Annotated in this window: 14 protein-coding genes; 10 read left to right on the top strand and 4 right to left on the bottom strand. The window is 74.6% G+C overall.

The genetic code is table 11. The features are described 5' to 3' along the window. Positions 1-42 precede the first annotated feature (42 nt). Genes LWC33_RS09035 through LWC33_RS09065 form a run of 7 tightly spaced genes read left to right on the top strand, consistent with a single transcriptional unit; the run spans position 43 to position 10,110 of the window. Positions 43-1,632 carry an AMP-binding protein gene (locus LWC33_RS09035; protein WP_233303800.1) on the top strand — a complete coding sequence of 530 codons (1,590 nt, stop codon included), beginning with the start codon at positions 43-45 and terminating at the stop codon, positions 1,630-1,632. After that, complete coding sequence (locus LWC33_RS09040; protein ID WP_233303801.1) at positions 1,632-3,230, top strand: acyl-CoA carboxylase subunit beta; 1,599 nt, start codon at positions 1,632-1,634, stop codon at positions 3,228-3,230. Before LWC33_RS09035 ends, LWC33_RS09040 begins: the two co-directional genes overlap by 1 nt. A gap of 5 nt (positions 3,231-3,235) precedes the next feature. Continuing rightward, complete coding sequence (locus tag LWC33_RS09045; protein WP_233303802.1) at positions 3,236-5,233, top strand: ATP-binding protein; 1,998 nt, start codon at positions 3,236-3,238, stop codon at positions 5,231-5,233. Beyond that, positions 5,230-6,759 (top strand): class I adenylate-forming enzyme family protein, encoded by a 1,530-nt coding sequence (locus LWC33_RS09050; protein WP_233303804.1) that lies wholly within the window; start codon positions 5,230-5,232, stop codon positions 6,757-6,759. Before LWC33_RS09045 ends, LWC33_RS09050 begins: the two co-directional genes overlap by 4 nt. Next, positions 6,756-7,532: an enoyl-CoA hydratase/isomerase family protein gene (locus LWC33_RS09055; protein WP_233303806.1), complete on the top strand. Its 777-nt coding sequence runs from the start codon at positions 6,756-6,758 to the stop codon at positions 7,530-7,532. Before LWC33_RS09050 ends, LWC33_RS09055 begins: the two co-directional genes overlap by 4 nt. 2 nt (positions 7,533-7,534) lie before the next feature. Next, positions 7,535-8,341: a TIGR03084 family metal-binding protein gene (locus LWC33_RS09060; RefSeq protein WP_233303807.1), complete on the top strand. Its 807-nt coding sequence runs from the start codon at positions 7,535-7,537 to the stop codon at positions 8,339-8,341. Further along, entirely contained in the window at positions 8,338-10,110 is a 1,773-nt protein-coding gene (locus LWC33_RS09065) for an acyclic terpene utilization AtuA family protein (protein WP_233303808.1), read from the top strand. The genes LWC33_RS09060 and LWC33_RS09065 overlap by 4 nt, the downstream gene beginning before the upstream one ends. 1 nt (position 10,111) lies before the next feature. Here LWC33_RS09065 and LWC33_RS09070 read toward each other — a convergent pair whose 3' ends face one another. The 3 genes from LWC33_RS09070 to LWC33_RS09080 form a co-directional block, all read right to left on the bottom strand. After that, positions 10,112-10,954: an alpha/beta fold hydrolase gene (locus LWC33_RS09070; RefSeq protein WP_233303809.1), complete on the bottom strand. Its 843-nt coding sequence runs from the start codon at positions 10,952-10,954 to the stop codon at positions 10,112-10,114. An 84-nt stretch (positions 10,955-11,038) separates the two neighbouring features. After that, positions 11,039-11,926, bottom strand: a complete 888-nt coding sequence (locus tag LWC33_RS09075) for an alpha/beta fold hydrolase (protein ID WP_233303810.1) — start codon at positions 11,924-11,926, stop codon at positions 11,039-11,041. Between the two features lie 73 nt (positions 11,927-11,999). Continuing rightward, positions 12,000-12,452, bottom strand: a complete 453-nt coding sequence (locus tag LWC33_RS09080; protein WP_233303811.1) for an Lrp/AsnC family transcriptional regulator — start codon at positions 12,450-12,452, stop codon at positions 12,000-12,002. 166 nt (positions 12,453-12,618) lie between these two features. On the opposite strand from LWC33_RS09080, the gene LWC33_RS09085 reads away from it, so the two are divergent. Next, entirely contained in the window at positions 12,619-16,056 is a 3,438-nt protein-coding gene (locus LWC33_RS09085) for an indolepyruvate ferredoxin oxidoreductase family protein (RefSeq protein WP_233303812.1), read from the top strand. A gap of 47 nt (positions 16,057-16,103) precedes the next feature. Here LWC33_RS09085 and LWC33_RS09090 read toward each other — a convergent pair whose 3' ends face one another. Next, positions 16,104-18,176 (bottom strand): helix-turn-helix domain-containing protein, encoded by a 2,073-nt coding sequence (locus LWC33_RS09090; RefSeq protein WP_233303813.1) that lies wholly within the window; start codon positions 18,174-18,176, stop codon positions 16,104-16,106. Between the two features lie 130 nt (positions 18,177-18,306). On the opposite strand from LWC33_RS09090, the gene LWC33_RS09095 reads away from it, so the two are divergent. Next, positions 18,307-19,128, top strand: coding sequence for an alpha/beta fold hydrolase (locus LWC33_RS09095; RefSeq protein WP_233303814.1), 822 nt, complete (start codon positions 18,307-18,309; stop codon positions 19,126-19,128). A gap of 74 nt (positions 19,129-19,202) precedes the next feature. Continuing rightward, positions 19,203-20,546: an FAD-binding oxidoreductase gene (locus LWC33_RS09100; RefSeq protein ID WP_372476580.1), complete on the top strand. Its 1,344-nt coding sequence runs from the start codon at positions 19,203-19,205 to the stop codon at positions 20,544-20,546. Positions 20,547-20,558 lie beyond the last annotated feature (12 nt).

The raw sequence follows: 20,558 nt of genomic DNA on the forward strand, positions 1-20,558 counted from the left end.
CGAGCCGAGCGGACCCGCCGAGCGCCGTGAACAGGAGCGCCGATGACGGTCAACCTCATCCAGCGGATCAACGTCGGCGACGCGCTGACCCGCTCCGCCTTCGCCCGCCCCGACCACCTCGCGCTGGTCGACGGGGACCGCCGCTGGACCTACGCCGAGTTCGACACCTGGGTGAACCGGCTGGCCCGCGGCCTGCTCGACCGCGGCTACCGGCTGGGCGACGCGCTGGCCCTGGCCTCGGCGAACAGCGCCGAGTTCCTCGCCGTGTACTACGCCTGCGCCAAGGCCGGCGTGGTGTGTGTGCCGATCAACCTCGGCTGGCGGCCGGACGAGGTCGCGTACGTCCTCGACCACTCGCGGGCACGCGGCATCGTCGTCGAGAGCCAGCTCGTAGCGGGGCTGGCCGAGCTCGACCTACCGGAGACGATCGTCGCACCCGGTGCGGGCGAGACCGCCCCCGGAGCGACCACGCTCGCCGGCCTCGAGGACGCCGACGGCTCCCCGGTCGAGGTGGAGATCCCGGACCGGGCGCCGCTGAGCTACCTCTACACCTCGGGGACGACGTCGTTCCCCAAGGGCGTGGTGGGCACGCACCTGGCGATCCACCTCGAGTCGATGTCCGCGGCGCTGGACTCGGGGTGGAACGCCGAGGACCGCTTCATCGCGATGATGCCGATGTTCCACACGGCCCAGCTCAACGCCTTCTGCACGCCCGCGATCACCGTCGGGGCCACGATCCACGTGCACCGCGGCTTCGAGCCCGAGCGGTTCCTCGACACCGTCGAGCGCGAGCGGATCACCCAGGTCTTCGGGCTGCCGATGATGTACCGCGCGGCGCTGGAGCACCCGTCGTTCGGCGCCCGGGACCTGTCGTCGCTGCGCCGGGCCGTCTACGCCATGGCGCCCATGCCCGAGGCGCAGATCAAGGCCTGCCTCGACGGATTCTTCGGGGGTCGGCAGGAGGCGGAGCCGACGGGGTGGGGAGAACGCAGGGGGTTCGCGCTGCTGTTCGGTCAGACCGAGATGTCGCCGATCACCACGCTGTTCCGCCCGGAGCATCAGCTCAGCCACGTCGGCGCCGTCGGCACCCCGCTCACCGGGGTGCAGGTCGCGATCATGGGGCCCGACGGCGCGCTGCTCCCGCGCGGCGAGCAGGGCGAGATCGTCTACCGCGGCCCGTCGACCATGCAGGAGTACCTGCGCAACCCGGAGGCGACCGCGGAGGCGTTCCGGCACGGCTGGTTCCACTCCGGCGACGTCGGACGCTTCGGCGCGGACGGCGTGCTCTGGTTCGCCGACCGCTTCAAGGACGTGATCAAGACGGGCGGCGAGAACGTCGCCTCGATCGAGGTCGAGCGGGCGGTCTACGACGCCGAGCCGAAGGTCGCCGAGGTCGTGGTGGTCGGGCTGCCGCACGAGCGGTGGAGCGAGGCCGTCACCGCCGTCGTGGTGCCGAAGCCGGGGGAGACGGTCGACCCGGAGGCGCTGCGCGTCGCCCTCAAGGCCCGGCTCGACGGCTACAAGGTGCCCAAGTCCGTGATCGTCGTCGACGAGCTGCCGCGGACCTCGACCGGGAAGATCCAGAAGAACGTCGTCCGCGAGACGCACGCGGACCACTACGGGGGACAGTGATGCCCGTCCTGAAGTCCCTGCTCGACGTCTCCGCGGAGACCTACGCGAGCAACCGCAAGGCCCAGCTGGAGGTGATCGACCAGCTGAACGAGCAGCTGGAGCTCGCGATCGCCGGCGGCGGGGAGCGCTACACGCAGCGGCACCGCGACCGCGGCAAGCTCCCGGTGCGCGAGCGGCTGGAGCTGCTGCTCGACCCGGACAGCCCGTTCCTGGAGCTGTCCCCGCTCGCGGCGTGGGGCACCGAGTTCACCGTCGGCGCCTCCGTGCTGACCGGCATCGGCGTGGTGTCCGGTGTGGAGTGCGTGGTGATCGGGCACGACCCGACCGTGCGCGGCGGGGCGATGAACCCGTACTCGCTGAAGAAGACGTTGCGCGCGTTGGAGATCGCCCGGCTCAACCGGCTCCCGGTGATCAACCTGGTGGAGTCCGGCGGGGCCGACCTGCCCACTCAGGCGGACCTGTTCGTGCCCGCCGGGCGGATCTTCCACGAGCTGACCGAGCTGTCCTCGCTGGCCATCCCGACGGTCGCGCTGGTCTTCGGCAACTCGACGGCCGGCGGCGCCTACGTGCCCGGCATGTGCGACTACGCCGTGCTGGTCGACCGGCAGGCCAAGGTGTTCCTCGGCGGCCCGCCGCTGGTCAAGATGGCCACCGGCGAGGAGTCCGACGACGAGTCGCTCGGCGGCGCGGAGATGCACTCGCGGATCTCCGGGCTCTCGGACTACTTCGCCGCCGACGAGCACGACGCCATCCGGCTCGGCCGCCAGATCATGTCCCGGATCAACTGGCACAAGCTCGGGCCCGCGCCGGCGCTCAACCCGCCGCCGCCGCGCTACGACCCGGAGGAGATCCTGGGGATCCTCCCGCCCGAGGCCAAGGTGCCGTTCGACCCGCGCGAGGTGCTGGCCCGCACCGTCGACGGCTCGGACTTCGACGAGTACAAGCCGCTCTACGGCACCTCGCTCGTCACCGGCTGGGCGAGCATCCACGGCTATCCGGTCGGGATCCTCGCGAACCACCGGGGCGTGCTGTTCAGCGAGGAGGCCAGGAAGGCGTCGGAGTTCATCCTGCTGGCGAACCAGACGGACACGCCGCTGGTCTTCCTGCAGAACACCACCGGCTACATGGTGGGCAAGGACTACGAGCAGGGCGGGATCATCAAGGACGGCGCCAAGATGATCAACGCCGTCACCAACAGCCGGGTCCCGCACCTGACGATCAACATGGCGTCGTCCTTCGGCGCGGGGAACTACGGAATGTCCGGCCGCGCCTACGACCCCCGGCTGATGTTCTCCTGGCCCGGCGCCAAGCTCGCGGTGATGGGCGCCGCGCAGCTCGCCGGGGTCATGTCGATCGTCGGGCGGGCGTCGGCGGCGTCGCAGGGCAAGCCGTTCGACGAGGAGGCCGACGCGGCGCGCACCCGCGCGATCGAGCAGCAGATCGAGGCCGAGTCGCACAGCTTCTTCGTCACCGCCAAGCTCTACGACGACGGCATCGTCGACCCCCGCGACACCCGCACCGTGCTCGGCCTGTCCCTGTCCGCCGTGCACTCCCAGACCGTCGCCGGCCGCCGCGGCTTCGGCGTCTTCCGGATGTGAGACCCGTGATCACGAAGCTCCTGGTGGCCAACCGCGGCGAGATCGCCGCCCGCGTCATGCGCACCGCCCACGCCCTCGGCATCGCCACCGTGGCCGTGTACTCCGACCCCGACGCGTCGGCCCCGTTCGTCCGGCTCGCCGACGAGGCGGTGCGGCTGCCCGGTTCTGCCCCGGCGGAGACCTACCTGCGCGGTGACCTCGTGATCGAGGCGGCCCGCGCGACCGGCGCCGACGCCGTCCACCCCGGCTACGGGTTCCTGTCGGAGAACGCCGGGTTCGCCCGGGACTGCGCGGCCGCCGGGCTGACCTTCGTCGGGCCCACCCCGGAGGCCATCGCGTCGATGGGTTCCAAGCTCGAGGCCAAGGCGCTCATGGACAAGGCGGGCGTGCCCGTCCTCCCCGGGGCGACCGTCGGGCCCGACACCGATCTGGGCGCGGTCGCCGCGGACATCGGCTTCCCGGTGCTGGTCAAGGCCGCGTTCGGTGGCGGCGGGCGGGGGATGCGGGTCGTGCACGACCCGGCGGAGCTCGCCGACGCCGTCGAGGGCGCCCGCCGCGAGGCCGCCTCGGCGTTCGGCGACGGGACCGTGTTCCTGGAGCGGTTCGTCGTCGACCCCCGGCACGTCGAGGTGCAGATCGTCGGCGACACCCACGGCGAGGTCGTGCACCTGTTCGAGCGCGAGTGCTCGATCCAGCGGCGCTACCAGAAGATCGTCGAGGAGAGCCCGTCCCCGGCGGTCGACGACGCGCTGCGGGCCGAGCTGGGTGCCGCCGCGGTCGCCGCGGGGAAGGCGATCGGGTACACCGGCGCCGGCACCGTGGAGTTCATCGTGGACGCTTCCGGGGGGTCTCCGGGGGGCGGAGCCCGCCGGATGGAGTTCTTCTTCCTCGAGGTCAACACCCGCCTGCAGGTCGAGCACCCGGTCACCGAGCTGGTCACCGGCCTGGACCTGGTGGCGCTGCAGCTGCGGGTGGCCGAGGGCGAGCCGCTGCCGCCCGAGGTGACCGGCGCGGTCCTCGACGGGCACGCCATCGAGGTCCGGCTCTACGCCGAGGACGTTCCCGCCGGCTTCCTCCCCGCCACCGGCACCCTGCACCGCGTCCGCATCCCGGACCTGCCCGGCGTGCGGGTCGACACCGGCGTGGCGGACGGCTCGGTCGTCAGCCCGCACTACGACCCGATGCTGGCCAAGGTGATCGCCCACGGCCGCACCCGTGGCGAGGCGGCGCGGACCCTGGCCCGGGCGTTGCAGCGCGCCGAGATCCACGGCGTGACGACCAACCGGGACCTGCTCGTCGACGTCCTGCGCGAGGAGGAGTTCCTCGCCGGGCGCACCGACACCGGCTACCTGACCAGGCACCCCGACCTCGTGAGCGGAGGGTCGCGCTCCGGCATTACGCATCACGCACCGGCGGTGGCGGCCGCACTGGCGAGCCAGGCGACCCACCGGGCCGAGGCGCAGGTGCTGGGCGGCCTGCCGAGCGGGTGGCGGAACGTCGGCGGGATGCCGCAGAAGGTCGCCTACACCCTCGGCGACGAGACGCTGGAGGTCGCGTACGCGTTCCGGCGGGGCGGGCTGACGGCCTCGGTCAACGGCACGCCGCTCGACGTGCGTCTCCTCGGGGCGACGCCCGACGCCGTCGAGCTCGAGGTCGACGGGGTGCGGCGCCGGTACACCGTGCACCGGGTCCCCGGCTGGTCGTTCGTCGACGGCCCGGACGGGTCCGCCGCCCTCGCCGAGGTGCCGCGCTTCGCCGACCCCGACGCCGTCGCCCACGCCGGGTCCCTGCTCGCGCCCATGCCGGGCGGCGTGGTCCGGGTGCTCGCCGCACCGGGCGACATCGTGACCGCCGGCCAGGCCCTGGTCGTGCTCGAGGCGATGAAGATGGAGCACACCGTGGCCGCACCCGTCGACGGCGTGGTCGGCGAGGTCCACGTGGGGCCCGGCGACCAGGTGGAGACGGGCCAGGTGCTGGCCGTGGTCGAGGAGGAGGCGTCGTGAACATCGCCGGCCTGCTGCGCCGCGCTGCCGCCGACCACGCCGGCCAGGTCGCCCTGCGGCTGGAGGACACCGAGATCGGCTACGCGCAGTTCGCCGAGCGGGGCGGCCGGTTCGCGGCGTACCTGCGGGCGACCGGGGTCGAACCGGGCGAGCGGATCGGCTTCTTCCTGCCCAACTGCCTGGAGTACCTGATCGGGCTGCTGGGGACCTGGCAGGCGGGTGCGGTAGGCGTTCCCCTCAACTACCTGTTCCCCGACGCCCCGTTGCGGCACGCGATCGAGGACTCCGGGGTGACCCGGCTCGTCGCGCCGCCCGGCGACGTCGAGCGGCTGAAGACCCTGCTCGGCGGCGGCCCGGAGATCCTCACCACCGGGCCCGACGGCGGTTTCGCCCGGGTCCTGGCCGCGCACGAGCCCGTCCACGACGTCGTCCCGCGGCTGGACCGCGACGACGCGCTGCTCATGTACACCTCGGGCTCGACCGGGGTGCCGAAGGGCGTGCGGCAGACCCACCGCAACACCACCGCGCAGGTCGACGGCGTGATCGACCTCTACGAGCTCACCTCGGCCGACCACGTGCTCAACTGCATGCCGCTGTTCCACGTCGGCGGGCTGCAGCTGGCGAGCCTGCCGATCCTGCTGCGCGGCGGGCAGATCACGTTCATGCCGCGCTGGGACGTCACAATGTGGCTCGACCTCGCGCAACGGCTGCGGCCCACCTACGGGGGCCTGATCTCCACGATGATGATCGACGTCGGCAACCGGACGGCGGCGCAGCCCGTCGTCCTCGACTCCTTCCGGATCTGCATGTTCGGCGGCTCCCGCACGCCCACGGCGGCGATCGAGCGGCTCCGGGCGGGCACCGGGATCCGGGGCGTCGAGATCTACGGGCAGACCGAGCAGAGCGGGCTCGTGGTGTCCTATGCGCCCGGCGACCCGCGCCGGCCGGACTCGATGGGGAAGCCCCTCGAGCAGGTCGTGCGGACGAGGCTCGTGCCGGTCGACGGCGGGCCGGACCTGCGGCCCGGCGACGAGGGCGTCGGCGAGCTGTGGGTGCAGGGCGACGCGGTGACGCCGGGGTACTGGCACCCGGAGCGGAGCGCAGGCGGAGCGACCCTCGGCACGGACGCGCCGGAGAAGTGGTCCGACGGCTGGTTCCGCACCGGCGACCTCATGTCCGTCGACGCCGACGGCTACCTGTACTACGTGGACCGGATCGACGACATGATCGTCTCGGGCGGGGAGAACGTGTTCCCGCAGATGGTCGAGGAGCACCTGGCGAACCATCCCGACCTCGCGGAGGTGGCGGTCATCGGGACGGCGCACGAGCGCTGGGTGGAGCAGGTGACCGCGGTCGTGGTGCCGGCCCAGCCGGGCGTGACCGCCGAGCAGATCGCCGAGTGGTGCGCCACCAACCCCGACCTGCGCGGCATGCACAAGCCGCGGCGCATCGAGATCGTCGAGGCCCTGCCGCGCACCGGCAGCGGCAAGCTGAACCGCCCCGAGCTGAGGAAGAGGTTCCCGTGAGCGAGACCCTGACCGACGTGGTGACCTACGAGGTCGTGGACGGGATCGCCTGGCTCACCATCGACCGGCCCGAGGCCCGCAACGCGCTGAGCAAGGCGGTCCGCGACGGGCTGTGGGAGGGCACGCGCCGCTTCGTCGCCGACGACTCCGCCGCCGTGCTGGTGCTGACCGGGGCCGGGGACAAGGCCTTCTGCGCCGGCGGCGACCTCAAGGAGATGGCGGAGACCACCCTGCAGATCCCGCCGCCGGACTTCCTGCCGCAGTTCGGGCGCAACATCGAGGTCCCCAAGCCGACGATCGCGGCGGTCAACGGGGTGGCCTACGCCGGCGGCTTCCTGTTGGCCCAGCAGTGCGACCTGGTCGTGGCCGCCGAGCACGCGCGCTTCGCCGTCACCGAGGTGAAGGTGGGCCGCGGTTCGCCGTGGGCCGCACCGCTGTCCTGGCTGGTCCCGCCGCGGGTCGCGCTGGAGATCCTGCTGACCGGTGATCCCCTCGACGCCGCGCGCGCCCGCGAGGTCGGCCTGGTCAACCAGGTCGTCCCGGGGGCAGAGTTGCGGCAGCGCACACAGGAGCTCGCCCGGCGGATCGCGGCCAACGCGCCGCTGTCCGTGCGGGCGGCGAAGCGCACGGCGTACCTCTCCGCGGAGTGCACCCGCGCCGAGGCGTACGACCGTGCGGAGGAGATCTGGGCGCCTGTCTACCGGTCCGAGGACGCCCAGGAGGGACCCGCCGCGTTCCGCGACAAGCGGACCCCGGTGTGGAAGGGGAGGTAGCGATGCCCGTCTCGATGGCCGCCCTGGCCGACGACCTCGCCGCCGAGTCGGCGGAGCTGCGCGCGATGCTGGCCCCGCTGGACCACCACGGCTGGGCCCGCGACACCCCGGCCGAGGGATGGACGATCGCCGACCAGGTGTCCCACCTGGCGTACTTCGACGACGTCGCCCTGCAGTCCGCCACGGATCCCGAGGCCTTCCGGGCCGAGCTGGAGCGGATCGAGGCCGAGGGCGGCGTGAACCCCGACGCGGTGGCCGCGCGGTTCCGCGACCTGTCCGGCGGCGAGCTGCTGCGCTGGTTCGACCTGTCCCGGGAGCGGCTGATCGAGGCGTTCCGGGGCCTCGACCCCGGGCTGCGGGTGCCGTGGTTCGGGCCGCCGATGAGCGCGGCGTCGTCGCTCACCGCCCGGATCATGGAGACCTGGGCGCACGGGCAGGACGTGGCCGATGCCGTCGGCGTGGTCCGCGAGCCCAGCGCCCGGCTGCGGCACGTGGCCCACATCGGGGTCGGGGCACGGGCGTTCAGCTACGCGCTCCACGGCCGCGAGCTGCCGGCCGCCGCGGTCCGGGTGGAGCTCGACGCCCCCGACGGCTCGCTGTGGACCTGGGGACCGGACGACGCGACCGACCGGATCACCGGGACCGCCGTGGACTTCGCCCTGCTCATCACGCAGCGGCGGCACCGCGACGACCTGGCGTTGGTCGTCACCGGGCCGGCCGCGCAGGAGTGGGTGGAGATCGGCCAGGCGTTCGCCGGCGAGCCCGGGACGGGGCGGGAGCCGGGGCTGTTCGTCGGAGGTGGTGCATGACCGGCTACAGCGCCCCGGCCGAGACCGACCGGCCGATCCGCATCGGCAACTGCTCGGGCTTCTACGGGGACCGGCTGCGCGCGGCGCGGGAGATGGTCGAGGGCGGGCCGATCGACGTCCTGTGCGGGGACTACCTCGCCGAGCTCACCATGCTGATCCTGGCGAAGGCGCAGGCCAAGGACCCCGCCGCGGGCTACGCGCGGACCTTCCTGACCCAGATGGAGGACGTGCTCGGGACCTGCCTGGAGAAGGGGATCAAGGTCGTCGCGAACGCGGGCGGGCTCAACCCGGCCGGGCTGGCCGCGGCGATCGAGGCGCTCGGGACCGACGCGAAGGTCGCGTACGTCGAGGGCGACGACCTGCGCGGCGCGCTCGGCGCGATCGACCCGCCCGTGGAGGGCAAGCCGGTGTCCGCCAACGCCTACCTGGGCGGCTGGGGGATCGCCGAGGCCCTCGCGGCCGGGGCCGACGTGGTGGTGACGGGCCGGGTCACGGACGCATCGCTCGTCGTCGGGCCGGCGGCGTGGTGGCACGGCTGGGGCCGGGAGGACTTCGACGCGCTGGCCGGCGCGGTCGTCGCCGGGCACGTGATCGAGTGCGGGCCGCAGGCCACCGGCGGCAACTACGCCTTCCTCGACGAGATCACCGACCGCCGCTACCCGGGCTTCCCGATCGCCGAGGTCGCCGCGGACGGGTCGTCGGTGATCACCAAGCACCCGGGCACCGGCGGGCTGGTCTCGGTCGGCACGGTCACCGCGCAGCTGCTGTACGAGATCGCGGCGCCCGCCTACCTCGGCCCGGACTGCACCACGCACTTCGACACGATCCGGCTGGACCAGGAGGGCGAGCACCGGGTCGCCATCTCCGGCGTCCGGGGCAGCGCTCCGCCGCCCACGCTCAAGGTCGCGCTCAACGACGCGGGCGGCTACCGCAACACGATGACCCTGGTGCTGACGGGCCTGGACGTCGAGGCCAAGGCGGCGTTCGCCGAGGAGCTGCTGTTCGACGTGCTGGGTGGGCGGGAGCGCTTCGCGGAGGTCGACGTCCGGCTGCTGCGGTTCGACACGCCCGACGCCCCGGCGAACGAACGGGCCACGGCCCACCTGCGCATCACGGTCAAGGACCCGGACCCGCGCAAGGTCGGGCGGGCCTTCTCCAACGCGACGATGGAGCTCGCCCTGGGCGGCTACGCGGGCTTCCACACCACCACGCCGCCGAGCGCCGAGTCCGCCTACGGCGTGTACCGGCCGGCCGCCGTGCCGCGGGAGGCGGTCACGCACACCGTCGTCCTGCCGGGCGGGGAACGGCGGGTCGTGGCGGACCCGCCGGTGGCGCCGGTGGACACCGGACCGGCCGCCGGGTCCCCGACCCCTCCGGGACCCGGCGGCCCCACCCGGCGCGTTCCACTGGGCACGGTCTGCGGAGCGCGGTCGGGCGACAAGGGCGGCGACGCGAACGTCGGCGTCTGGGCGCGCACGGACGAGGCGTACGGCTGGCTCCGCGGGTTCCTCACCGCCGAGCGGGCCCGCGAGCTGCTCGGACCGGAGGCCGCGGACCTGCCGATCGAGGTGCACCCGCTGCCGAACCTGCGGGCGCTCAACGTCGTGGTGCACGGGATCCTCGGCGAGGGCGTGGCCTCCTCCACCCGGCCGGACCCGCAGGCCAAGGGCTTGGGCGAGTACCTGCGCAGCCGGGTCGTCGAGATCCCGGAGGCCTTGCTCGGAGAGGTCGGGTCGGACCGGTCGGCTCCGACAGGTCGGCTCGGGTAGGTCAGGGGTGGGCCGGCACCGGGTCGCCGGCACGCTCCGGGACCGCGTCGGGCGCGGTCGGGACCGCGTCGGGCGCGGTGACGTCCAGGATCGTGCGGACCACCAGCGCAGGATCGTCGTACATCGGCACGTGTTCGACGCCGGGCAGCCGGACCCGCCCGGCGTCGGGGAACAGGGTGCGGAAGCGCTCGGCGTAGAGCGGGGCGGGCAACAGCCGGTCATGTGCGGACCAGGCGATCCGTACCGGCACGTCCGGTTCCGGCACGGTGAAGTCGTAGTCGATCGCGGACCGCAGAAGCGGGCGCAGGAAGCGGCAGCGGGCGTTGTCGCGCAGGAAGTCCGCGGCCTCGGCCGGCTCCAGCCGGTCGCCGTGCTCCACGCCGAGCCGCAGCAGCGCCTTGCGCGCCGGCGCGAGCCGGACGGCCCGGTCCAGGTGGCGCTCGGTGCGGCGGGCCAGGTCGTGTGCCGGCACCAGCAGCCGCCAGACACGGTGGATCTCCTCGCTGTCCGGTCGCCAGCCGCCCGCCGGGGACAGCGCGACGACCGAGAGCGCGCGGCCGCGGGCTGCCAGCTCGAACGCGAGCCAGCCGCCGAGCGAGTTGCCGACCAGGTGCGCCCGCCCGATCCCGGCCGCGTCGAGCGCGGCCTCCACGCCGTCGACCAGCGCCGGGACGCTCGGGCGGACCCGTACCGGGAAGAGCTCGCCGCCCACGTGGCCGCGCAGGGACACGGTCCGGACCGCGTGCCGGGCCCGCAGGCCGGGCAGCACACGGTCCCAGGCACGCGCGCTACCACCGAGCCCGTGCAGGCACACCAGGGGCTCGGGGGCGTGCGGGTCGGCCATGCGAGATCCTCCGTCGTCGGGTGAACGACAGGGGAATCGTCGGAACGGCCGGGAATGTCACGCGCCGGGCCGGATCCGGGCCGATCAGGCGGGTGGAACCACCCGGTCGAGCCACCCCAGCAGGTCGGCGACGACCTCCGCGCGGTTGGTCTCGTTGAACACCTCGTGCCGGGCGCCCGGCCAGATCCGCACGGTCACGTCCTTCACCCCGGCCGCTGCGAGCCGCTCGGCGAGCGGGTGCAGCAGCGCGAGCCCGCCGTTGACGGGGTCGGCGTCACCGACCGTGATCAGGATCGGGAGGTCCGGGCGGATGCTCCCGACGCGGGCGGGGTCGGCCAGCGCCCGACCGCGCGCGAACATCGCCTTGGACCCGGGGACGTCGAGGCCGAAGCCGCACGCCGGGTCGGCGACGTACTTGTCGACCTCGGCCTCGTCCCGGGACAGCCACTCGTAGCCGGTGCGCTGCTCGAAGGGGGCGTTGAAGCCGGACAGGTCGATCGGGCCGTCGAGGTCGAGGTTCGGCTCCAGCAGGTCGATCACGGCGGTCCCGGAGAGGACCAGCCCGTCGATCTCGCCCGAGTGGTCGAGCACCCACTGCTGGGCGGCGAAGGAGCCCATGCTGTGCCCGAGCAGGACGACCGGGACGCCGGGAAAGGCGGCCCGGCCGGCGTCGAGCAGGATCCCAATGTCGTCGACCAGTCCGGTCCAGCCGGTGGTGCCGAGGACGCCGTGGCGCTCCGGGGTGCCGGCGGTGGCGCCGTGCCCGCGGTGGTCCTGCCCCTGCACCACGAACCTGCGCCCCGTCAGCGCTCCGGCCAGCCGGTCGTAGCGGCGCAGGTGCTCGCCCATCCCGTGGGTGAGCTGCACGATCCCGCGCGGGGTGCCCTCCGGCTCCCACCGGTAGGCCGTGACCTCCGTACCGTCGCGGCCGGTGATCGTGAAGGTGGTCGGTGCGGGGGTCGGCTCGGTCACGGGGCCTCCTCGGGGCGGTCGGCCGTGATCGTCGTCGGCGGCCCGCGGACGGGTCAAGGGGGAGGGCCGTGGGTCAGGAGGCCCCGCGGTTCCACGCTCCCAGCACCAGCAGGGTCTTCGTGCCGGTGACCGTGCCGGCGGTCCGCAGGGTGTCGATGACCTGCTGCAGGTGGGCGACGTCGCGGACGCGGACCCGGACGAGCGCGTCCGGGTCCCCGGCGATGGTGAAGATCGACTGCACCTCCGGCACGGTGCTGGCGGTGGCGACGATGTCGGCGACGCCCGTCGTCCCGGCGTAGCGCAGCTCGGTGAAGGCCTCGACGCCCCAGCCGAGCTTCGCGTGGTCGATCTGGGCGGTGAACCCCGTGATCACCCCGACCTCCTGCAGCCGGTCGACGCGCCGCTTCACCGCGGCCACCGACAGGCCGACGATCCCGGCCATGTCCGAGTAGGTGCGGCGGCCGTCCTCCTGCAGCAGGGCGAGCAGCCGGTGGTCGATGGCGTCGATGGCGCCGTTCTCGGGCACAGGGCCTCCTCACGCAAAGAATTACGCCAGTATCGAGCATGGTCGCATCTCCTTTGCGTCTTGCGCGCCACTTCTCGCGACTGGCTTGCGTGGTCCCCGATCACTCCGGTGTGCTCGACGCCACGCGCGCCGGGAACCGGCGCCCCGGGAGCGACGGGAGCCGAGCTTGAGCATCGACACCACCGTGACCCTCGACGACCGCTATGCGGCCGAGCGCGGGCGGGTCCTCCTCACCGGGATCCAGGCCCTGGTCCGGCTGACCCTGGAACAGCGGCGCCTCGACACCGCCCGCGGCCTGGACACGCGGGTGTTCGTGTCCGGGTACCAGGGCTCGCCGCTGGGCGGGCTCGACTCCGAGCTGCTGCGGTCCCGGCGGTTCCTCGACCCCGCGGGCGTGGTGTTCCAGCCGGGTGTGAACGAGGAGCTGGCCGCCACCGCGGTCGCCGGCACCCAGCTGCTCGGGGAGGTGCCCGGTCGCCGGCACGAGGGCGTCGTCGGGTTCTGGTACGGCAAGAACCCCGGCCTCGACCGGGCCGCCGACGCCATCCGCCACGGCACCCTCGCCGGCACCGCCACGCTCGGCGGGGCGGTCGCGGTGATCGGTGACGACCCGGCGTCGAAGTCCTCGACGGTGCCCAGCTCCTGCGAGCCGATGGCGCAGAGCCTGGCGATGCCGCTGCTCGCCCCGGGGACCGTGCCCGAGATCGTCGAGCTGGGCCTGCACGCCGTGGCGCTGTCGCGGGCGACCGGGCTGTGGACGGGGCTCAAGATCGTCGCCGACATCGCCGACGCCTCGGCGACCGTCGACGTCGAAGGCCTGCGGCTCGGGATCCCGATGCCGCCCGCGCAGCCCCGTCCGCCGGTGGGCGCGCTCGTCGGCCCCGCCGCGCTCGACGCCGAGCACGACATGCTCACCCGCCGCCTCGACCTGGCCCGCGCCTACGCCCGCGAGACCGGGCTCAACCGGGTCACCTTCACGGCGCGGCAGGCCCGGCTGGGCATCCTCGCCAGCGGCACCGGTTACGCCGTGGTGCAGCGCGCGCTGGAGGACCTCGGGCTCGACGAGGCCGCGCTCGACGACCTCGGCGTCCGGCTGATCCGCCTCGCGATGCCCTTCCCGGTCGACGCCGAGGACCTCGCCGCGCACACCACGGGCCTCGAGGAGGTGCTCGTCGTCGAGGACAAGGTCCCGTTCCTGGAGGGGCACCTCAAGGAGGCGCTCTACCGCGTGCCGGACGCCCCGCTGGTGGTCGGGCGGCGCGACGAGCGGGGTCGTCCGCTGCTGACCGCGCGCGGCCAGCTCGGCGCGGAGGACGTGGCGCGGGCGATCGCGGCGCGCCTCGGCCACGACCGCCTGCCCCGGGCCGCGGCGGTGCACCTGTCGGCGATCGAGCCGACGAAGCCCTCCCGGATCGGGCTGCCGTTGGCAGGCGCTGCCCGCACGCCCTACTTCTGCTCCGGCTGCCCCCACAACACCTCGACCCGAACCGGCGACGACACGCTGGTCGGGGTGGGCATCGGCTGCCACGCCATGATCGCGATCAACGGCGAGGGCCGGGGCCACCGGATCGGCCTGACCCAGATGGGCGGCGAGGGCGCCCAGTGGCTCGGCCTCGCCCCGTTCACCGACGACCGGCACTTCGTGCAGAACCTCGGCGACGGCACCTTCCACCACTCCGGCTCGCTGGCCGTGCGCGCGGCCGTGGCCGGCGGCGCGACCATGACCTTCAAGCTGCTCTACAACGACGCCGTCGCGATGACCGGCGGGCAGCAGGCCGTCGGGCGGCTGTCGGTCCCGGAGATCACCACGCTGCTGGCGACCGAGGGCGTCCGGCGGATCGTGATCACCACGGACGACCCGGGCAAGTACCGCGGCGTCGCGCTCGACCCGATCGCCTCCGTGCGGCACCGCGACGACTTCGCCGCGGCCGAGGCCGAGCTCGCGGCCCTCGACGGCGTGACCGTGCTGATCCACGACGACCGCTGCGCCGCGGAGGAGCGCCGGCTCCGCAAGCGCGGGAAGCTGCCCACCCCGGCGGAGAAGGTCGTCGTCAACGAGCGGGTGTGCGAGGGCTGCGGCGACTGCGGGGACAAGTCCACCTGCCTGTCGGTGCAGCCGGTGGAGACCGAGTTCGGCCGCAAGACCCGGATCCACCAGCCCTCGTGCAACTCCGACCTCTCCTGCCTGAAGGGCGACTGCCCGTCGTTCCTGCTGGTGGAGCCGGGTACACCGGCGCGGCGGGAGGTCCCGCCGCTACCGGTCGCGCTCGTCGAGCCCGAGCCGCGGTTCGACGGCGCCGAGACGCTCATCCGGATGCCCGGCATCGGGGGGACCGGCGTGGTCACGGTGTCGCAGATCCTGCAGATGGCCGCGCACCTCGACGGCCGGTTCGCCGCCGGGCTGGAGCAGGTCGGGCTGGCCCAGAAGGGCGGCCCGGTCGTGTCCGACGTCCGGATCGCCAAGCAGCCGGTCCGCGGCTCGCTGCGGGCCTCCCGCGGCACCACCGACGTGCTGATCGGCTTCGACCTGCTCGGCACCGCCGACGCGGCCAACCTCGCCGTCGCGCGGCCGGGGCACACCGTGGCCGTGGTGAACAGCGCGATCGTGCCGACCGCCGCGATGGTGACCGGGCGCGTGGTCCTGCCCGGCTCGCCCGACGACGCGCTCGAGCGGATCGCCGCGGCGACCGGCGAGGAGAACGTCCACGTCGATGCGCAGGGCCTGGCCGAGGCGCTCTTCGCCGATCACATGCCCACCAACATGCTGCTGCTCGGCGCGGCCTACCAGCACGGCTGCCTGCCGGTGAGCGCCGAGGCGGTCGAGCAGGCGATCCGGCTCAACGGGGCGGCGGTGGAGACGACCCTCGCCGCGTTCCGCTGGGGCCGCGCCGCGGTGCTCGACCGCGAGGCCGTCCTCGCCGCCGCCCTTCCGCCGGCCCGGGCCACCGTCGAGGTCTCCGCCCGGTCCCGGGCCCTCGCCGAGGGGCTGGACGAGGCCGTCGCGCTCCGCGTCGAGGACCTCACCGGCTTCCAGGACGAGGCCCTCGCCGCCCGCTACGCCGAGGAGGTCCACCGGGTCGAGGCGATCGCCGCGGACAAGGCAGGCGCGGCGGGCGGGCGGGTCGCCCTCGCGTACGCCCGCGGTCTGCACAAGCTGCTGGCCTACAAGGACGAGTACGAGGTCGCGCGGCTGCACCTCGACCCGGCGGAGAAGGCGCGCCGCGACGCCGAGTTCGGGCCCGACGCCGCCGTGTCCGTCCTGCTGCACCCGCCGGTGCTCCGGGCGCTGGGCATGAAGAACAAGATCCGGCTGTCCGGGCGGACCGCGGAGCTCGCCTTCCGCGGCCTGCGCGCCGCCAAGGGCCTGCGCGGCACCCCGCTCGACGTCTTCGGCTACGCCGGCGTCCGGCGCACCGAGCGGGCGCTGGTCGGCGAGTACCAGTCGCTGGTGCGCACGGCCCTCGACGCGCTGACCCCGGAGAACGTGGACCGGGTCGTCGGGATCGCGGAGCTGGCCGAGGAGGTCCGGGGCTACGAGGACATCAAGCTCGCCGCGGTCGAGCGGTTCCGGGCCGCGGCGACGGACGCCCTCGCGGCTCTCTGAGTCGCGGGCGGGCCGACCCTCGGGTGGGCCGGGCCACAGGCGGGGCTTCACAGGCGGGCGAGCAGCGCGTCCAGGTGCAGCGCGAGCCGGATCTCCAGCAGGCGGTCCGGCGCGCGCCAGCCCGCGCCGAGCAGCGCGGTGATCCGGTCGAGCCGCCGGTAGAGGGTGTTGGCGTGCACGTGCAGGGCCTCGCAGGTGCGGGCGTGGTGCTCGCCGTGGTCGAGGTAGGCCCGCAGGGTGGCGACCAGGTCCCGGCCGTGGTCGCGGTCGTGGCCCAGGAGCGGGCCGAGGGTGGTCTCGACGAAGGCGCGCCCCTCCCCGCGGCCGGCCCGGCTGAACAGCGTGCGGTAGATGCCGAGCTCGCCAGCCAGGGTCGGGCGACCGGTGCGGCCGAGGGCGTGCAGAACCGCGGCCGCCTGCCGGGCGTTCTCGTGGGCGCTGCGCACCCCCGACACCCCGCCGGCGCAGTCCGCGACGCCGGCCGCGACGTCGGCGGGCAGGCCCGTCGCGAGCCGGTCCCGCAGCAGCTCCGGCGCCGTTCCCGGCACCAGCACCACGACCTCGCCCGCGTGCTCCGCCGACCACCCGCGCAGCGCAGCGGCGACCCGAGCCCCGTGGGCCGCGGCGGCCCGCGGGTCGTCCCCGGCGAGCCCGTCGTTCCCGTCCCCGGTACCCCCGGCAGGCAGGCCGCCGGGGGACGGGCCGTCGGGAGAAGGGACTGCGGGAGACGGAGCCGCGGGGGACAGCACGGCGACCGCGCTGATCCGCCCGACGTCGACGCGCGCGGCCCGGGCGCGCCGGCGCACCGCTCCCTCGTCGGACTCGGGGGAGAGCAGTGCGACGAGGAACTCGCCCCGCGTGCGCAGCTCCGCTTCCGCCGCGGTCCGCTCCGACGCCACGACCAGGGCCATCGCCGTCGCACCGAGCGCGAGCACGCGTTCGGCGTCCTCGTCGAGTCCGGCCTCCCGCTCGGCCTCGGGACCCGACACCGCACGGTGCGCGACCAGGCATCCCGCCCGGCCCGTCGGCAGCTCCACCGGTGCGACGACGACCGGCCCGGCCGGACCCGTCACCCGCGCCGGCGCCGATCCCTGCGGCGCCGATCCCTGCGGCGTCGATCCCTGCGGCGTCGATCCCTGCGGCGTCGATCCCTGCGGCGTCGATCCCTGCGGCGCCGGTCCCTCCCGCGCGGATCTCTCGGCGGCTGATTCCCCGGGCGGGGTGCCCACCAGCTCGTCGAGCCGTGGGCCCCGGCCGGTGAGCCGCACGCCGTCGGCGTCGAAGACCGCGACCGCCACCCCGAGCGCCCGCTCCAGCTCCGCCGCGATCGCCGCGGCTCCGCCCCGCCGCAGCACCGCGGCCGTCAGCCGGTCGCGCAGCGCGTCGGCCTCGCGGCGCGCCTCCTCGCTGCGGCGCAGCGCCGCGTTCGCCCGCTCCAGATCGGCGAGCGCGTGCCGGTTCTCCTCGAACAGGCGGGCGTTGCCGATCGCGACGGCCGCGTGCGAGCCGAGCGCGGCGAGCAGCTCGATCTCCCGCGGGGTGAAGCGGCGCGGCCGCCGGTCCGCCGCGCACAGCACGCCGATCGTGCCCGCGCCGGTCCGCAGCGGGACGCCGAGGATCCCGCCGAGGTGCTCCGAGAGGGCGGCGGCGTCGACGTCCGCGGCGTGCGGCAGTCCGTGGTCGGCCAGGTAGTCCTCGGTGCCCATCGGCCGTCCGGTCCGCAGCACCTCGCCGCCGAGCCCCTGCCCCACGGCCAGCTCGATCCCGCGCAGCGCCGCGCCGATCGAGCCGTCGACGACCTCGATCCGCAGCAGCGCGTCGGACTGGCGCAGCATCAGGTAGGCGACGTCGACGGCCAGCAGCCGCCGGGCCTGCGCGGCGACCTCGCCGAGCACGGCCTGCGGATCGCGCAGGGTCGCCAGCCGGCGGGCGAGCTCGTTCAGCGCGGCGAGCTCGACGGCGTGGCGCCGCCGCTCGCCCAGCCGGGCGTGGATGCGCAGCGCCCACCCCGCCTCGGTCTCCGTCCGCACCGGGTCGGCGCCGGCCAGGAGCAGCTCGGACCGGTGGGCCTCGAGCTCCGCCGCGCCCCGGTCGTCGGCCAGCAGTTGCAGCCACGTCACGGGCAGGAGGATATCTCCACGGATCTGCCGCAGCGGGGGACGTTTCCTCCATGGATCGGACCGGGCGCGGCATGGTCCCCTCGCACCCGGTGCCGGCCGGGAGCCGCCGCCACCGGGAAGGACGTCGAGGATGACCGAGAGCACCGTCCGCACGAGCGACGGCGTGACCCTGCACCTCGGCGACAGCGGCGGCGAGGGCCCGCCCGTCGTGCTGCTGGCCGGCTACGGCGCCCCCGCGACCAGCTGGGTCTTCCAGGTCGACGGGCTCACCGCGGCCGGCCACCGGGCGATCTGCCTCGACCGCCGCTCGCACGGCCGCTCGGAGGCCCCCGCCTTCGGGCACCGGATGGCCCGGCACGGCAAGGACCTGCGCGACGCCCTCGACCAGCTCGGCCTCGGCACCCCGGACGCGCCGGTCACCCTGGTCGGCGGCTCGATGGGCGCCAACGTGATCTGGGCGTACGTCGACCTGTTCGGCACCGCGGGGATCCGCGGGATCGTCACCGTCGACCAGACGCCGACGATGGTGAACACCGCGGACTGGCCCTACGGCTTCTACGGCCTCACCCCGGAGAACCTCGGCACCTTCTTCGCCGACGGCGTCCCGAAGACCGGCCGCGGGTTCACCGACGAGCAGGCCACGCCCGCGCTGGTGCGGCTGATCGAGCGGCTCGGCCCCGACGCCGTGCCCGCGCAGCCGGTCGGCACCGAGGCCCTGCTCGCCGACCACGCGCGCCAGGACTGGCGCGACGTCGTCGCCCGCACGACCATCCCGGTGCTGATGGTGGCGGGCCGGCAGAGCCAGCTCTGGCCCTGCGAGCACGCGGCGGCCGCGCTGCGCGACACCCCGCGCGGCCGGGCGCTGGTGCTGGAGGACTGCGGGCACGCCGCCAACCTGGACCGGCCGGAGGAGTTCACCGCGGCGCTGCTCGAGTTCCTGGAGGAGCTGTGACGACCACCCCGACGAACAACCCGACGAACACCCGGCCGGACAGCGGGACCACCGGGACCGGCGTCCTCGACGAGCTGGGCGTTCCCGCACAGCGGGTCCTGCGCGACCCGGACGTGATGGCCTCGCTCGCCCACGACGACGCCGAGTGGGCCCCGGTCGGGACCCCGCTGGCCGTGGTGCGGGCGACGACCCCGGAGGAGGTGCAGGCCGTCGTCGCGGCCTGCTACCGGCACCGGGTCCCGGTGGTCGCGCGCGGCGCGGGGACCGGCCTGTCCGGCGGCGCCAACGCCGTCGACGGCTGCATCGTGCTGGCCCTGGACCGGATGGACCGGGTCCTGGAGATCGACCCGCTGGAGCGGCTCGCCGTCGTCCAGCCGGGGGTGGTGAACGACGACCTGCGCGCGGCCGTGGCGAAGGAGGGGCTCTGGTACCCGCCGGACCCCGCCAGCGCGCCGTGGTCGACGATCGGCGGGAACGTCGCCACCAACGCGGGCGGGCTGTGCTGCGTGAAGTACGGCGTGACCCGGGACTACGTGCTCGGCCTGCAGATGGTCACCGGCACCGGCGAGCTGGTGCGGCTGGGCCGGCGCACCGCCAAGGGCGTGGCCGGCTACGACCTGGCCGGGCTGGTCGTCGGCTCGGAGGGCACGCTCGGGATCGTCACCGAGGTGACCGTGCGGCTGCGGCCGCTGCCGCCGCCCGCGATCACCGTGGCGGGCTACTTCTCCTCGATCGTCGACGCCGGGCGGGCCGTCGCGGCGAGCGCCGCCGCGGGGCTCACCCCGGCCGCGCTGGAGCTCGTCGACAAGCACTGCCTGGCCGCCGTCGACGCCTGGAAGAACATGGGGCTCTCGGTCGAGGCCGACGTCGTGCTGCTGGCCCGCTTCGACGAACCGGGCGCGGCGGGCGAGGCCGCGGCCGAGCGGATGGTGGAGTGCTTCGACGCCTCCGGCGCGAGCTTCGCGGTCCGGTCGACGGACGAGGAGGAGGCCGAGGCGCTGTTCGCGGCCCGGCGGCTGGCCTATCCCGCCCTGGAGCGGCTGGGCCCGGTGCTGACCGAGGACGTGTGCGTGCCGAAGGCGCAGGTCCCCGAGATGCTGGCGCGGATCGAGCGGACCGCGCAGCGGCACGCGATCACCATCGCCAACATCGCGCACGCCGGCGACGGCAACCTGCACCCGCTCCTGATCACCGACCACGGCGACGAGGCCGCCCGCCGCCGGGCCCAGGCCGCCTTCGACGACATCGTCGCCGACGCCCTCGCGCTGGGCGGCACCGTGACGGGCGAGCACGGCGTTGGGCTGCTCAAGATGCAGGGCCTGGCGGCCGAGCTGAGCCCCGCGGTGCTGGACCTGCACCGCTCCGTCAAGCAGGCACTCGATCCCCGGGGCATCCTCAACCCCGGCAAGGTCGTCTGACCCGATCCCCCT

This window comes from Pseudonocardia terrae, assembly GCF_021343995.1.
Classification (GTDB): Bacteria; Actinomycetota; Actinomycetes; order Mycobacteriales; family Pseudonocardiaceae; genus Pseudonocardia; species Pseudonocardia terrae.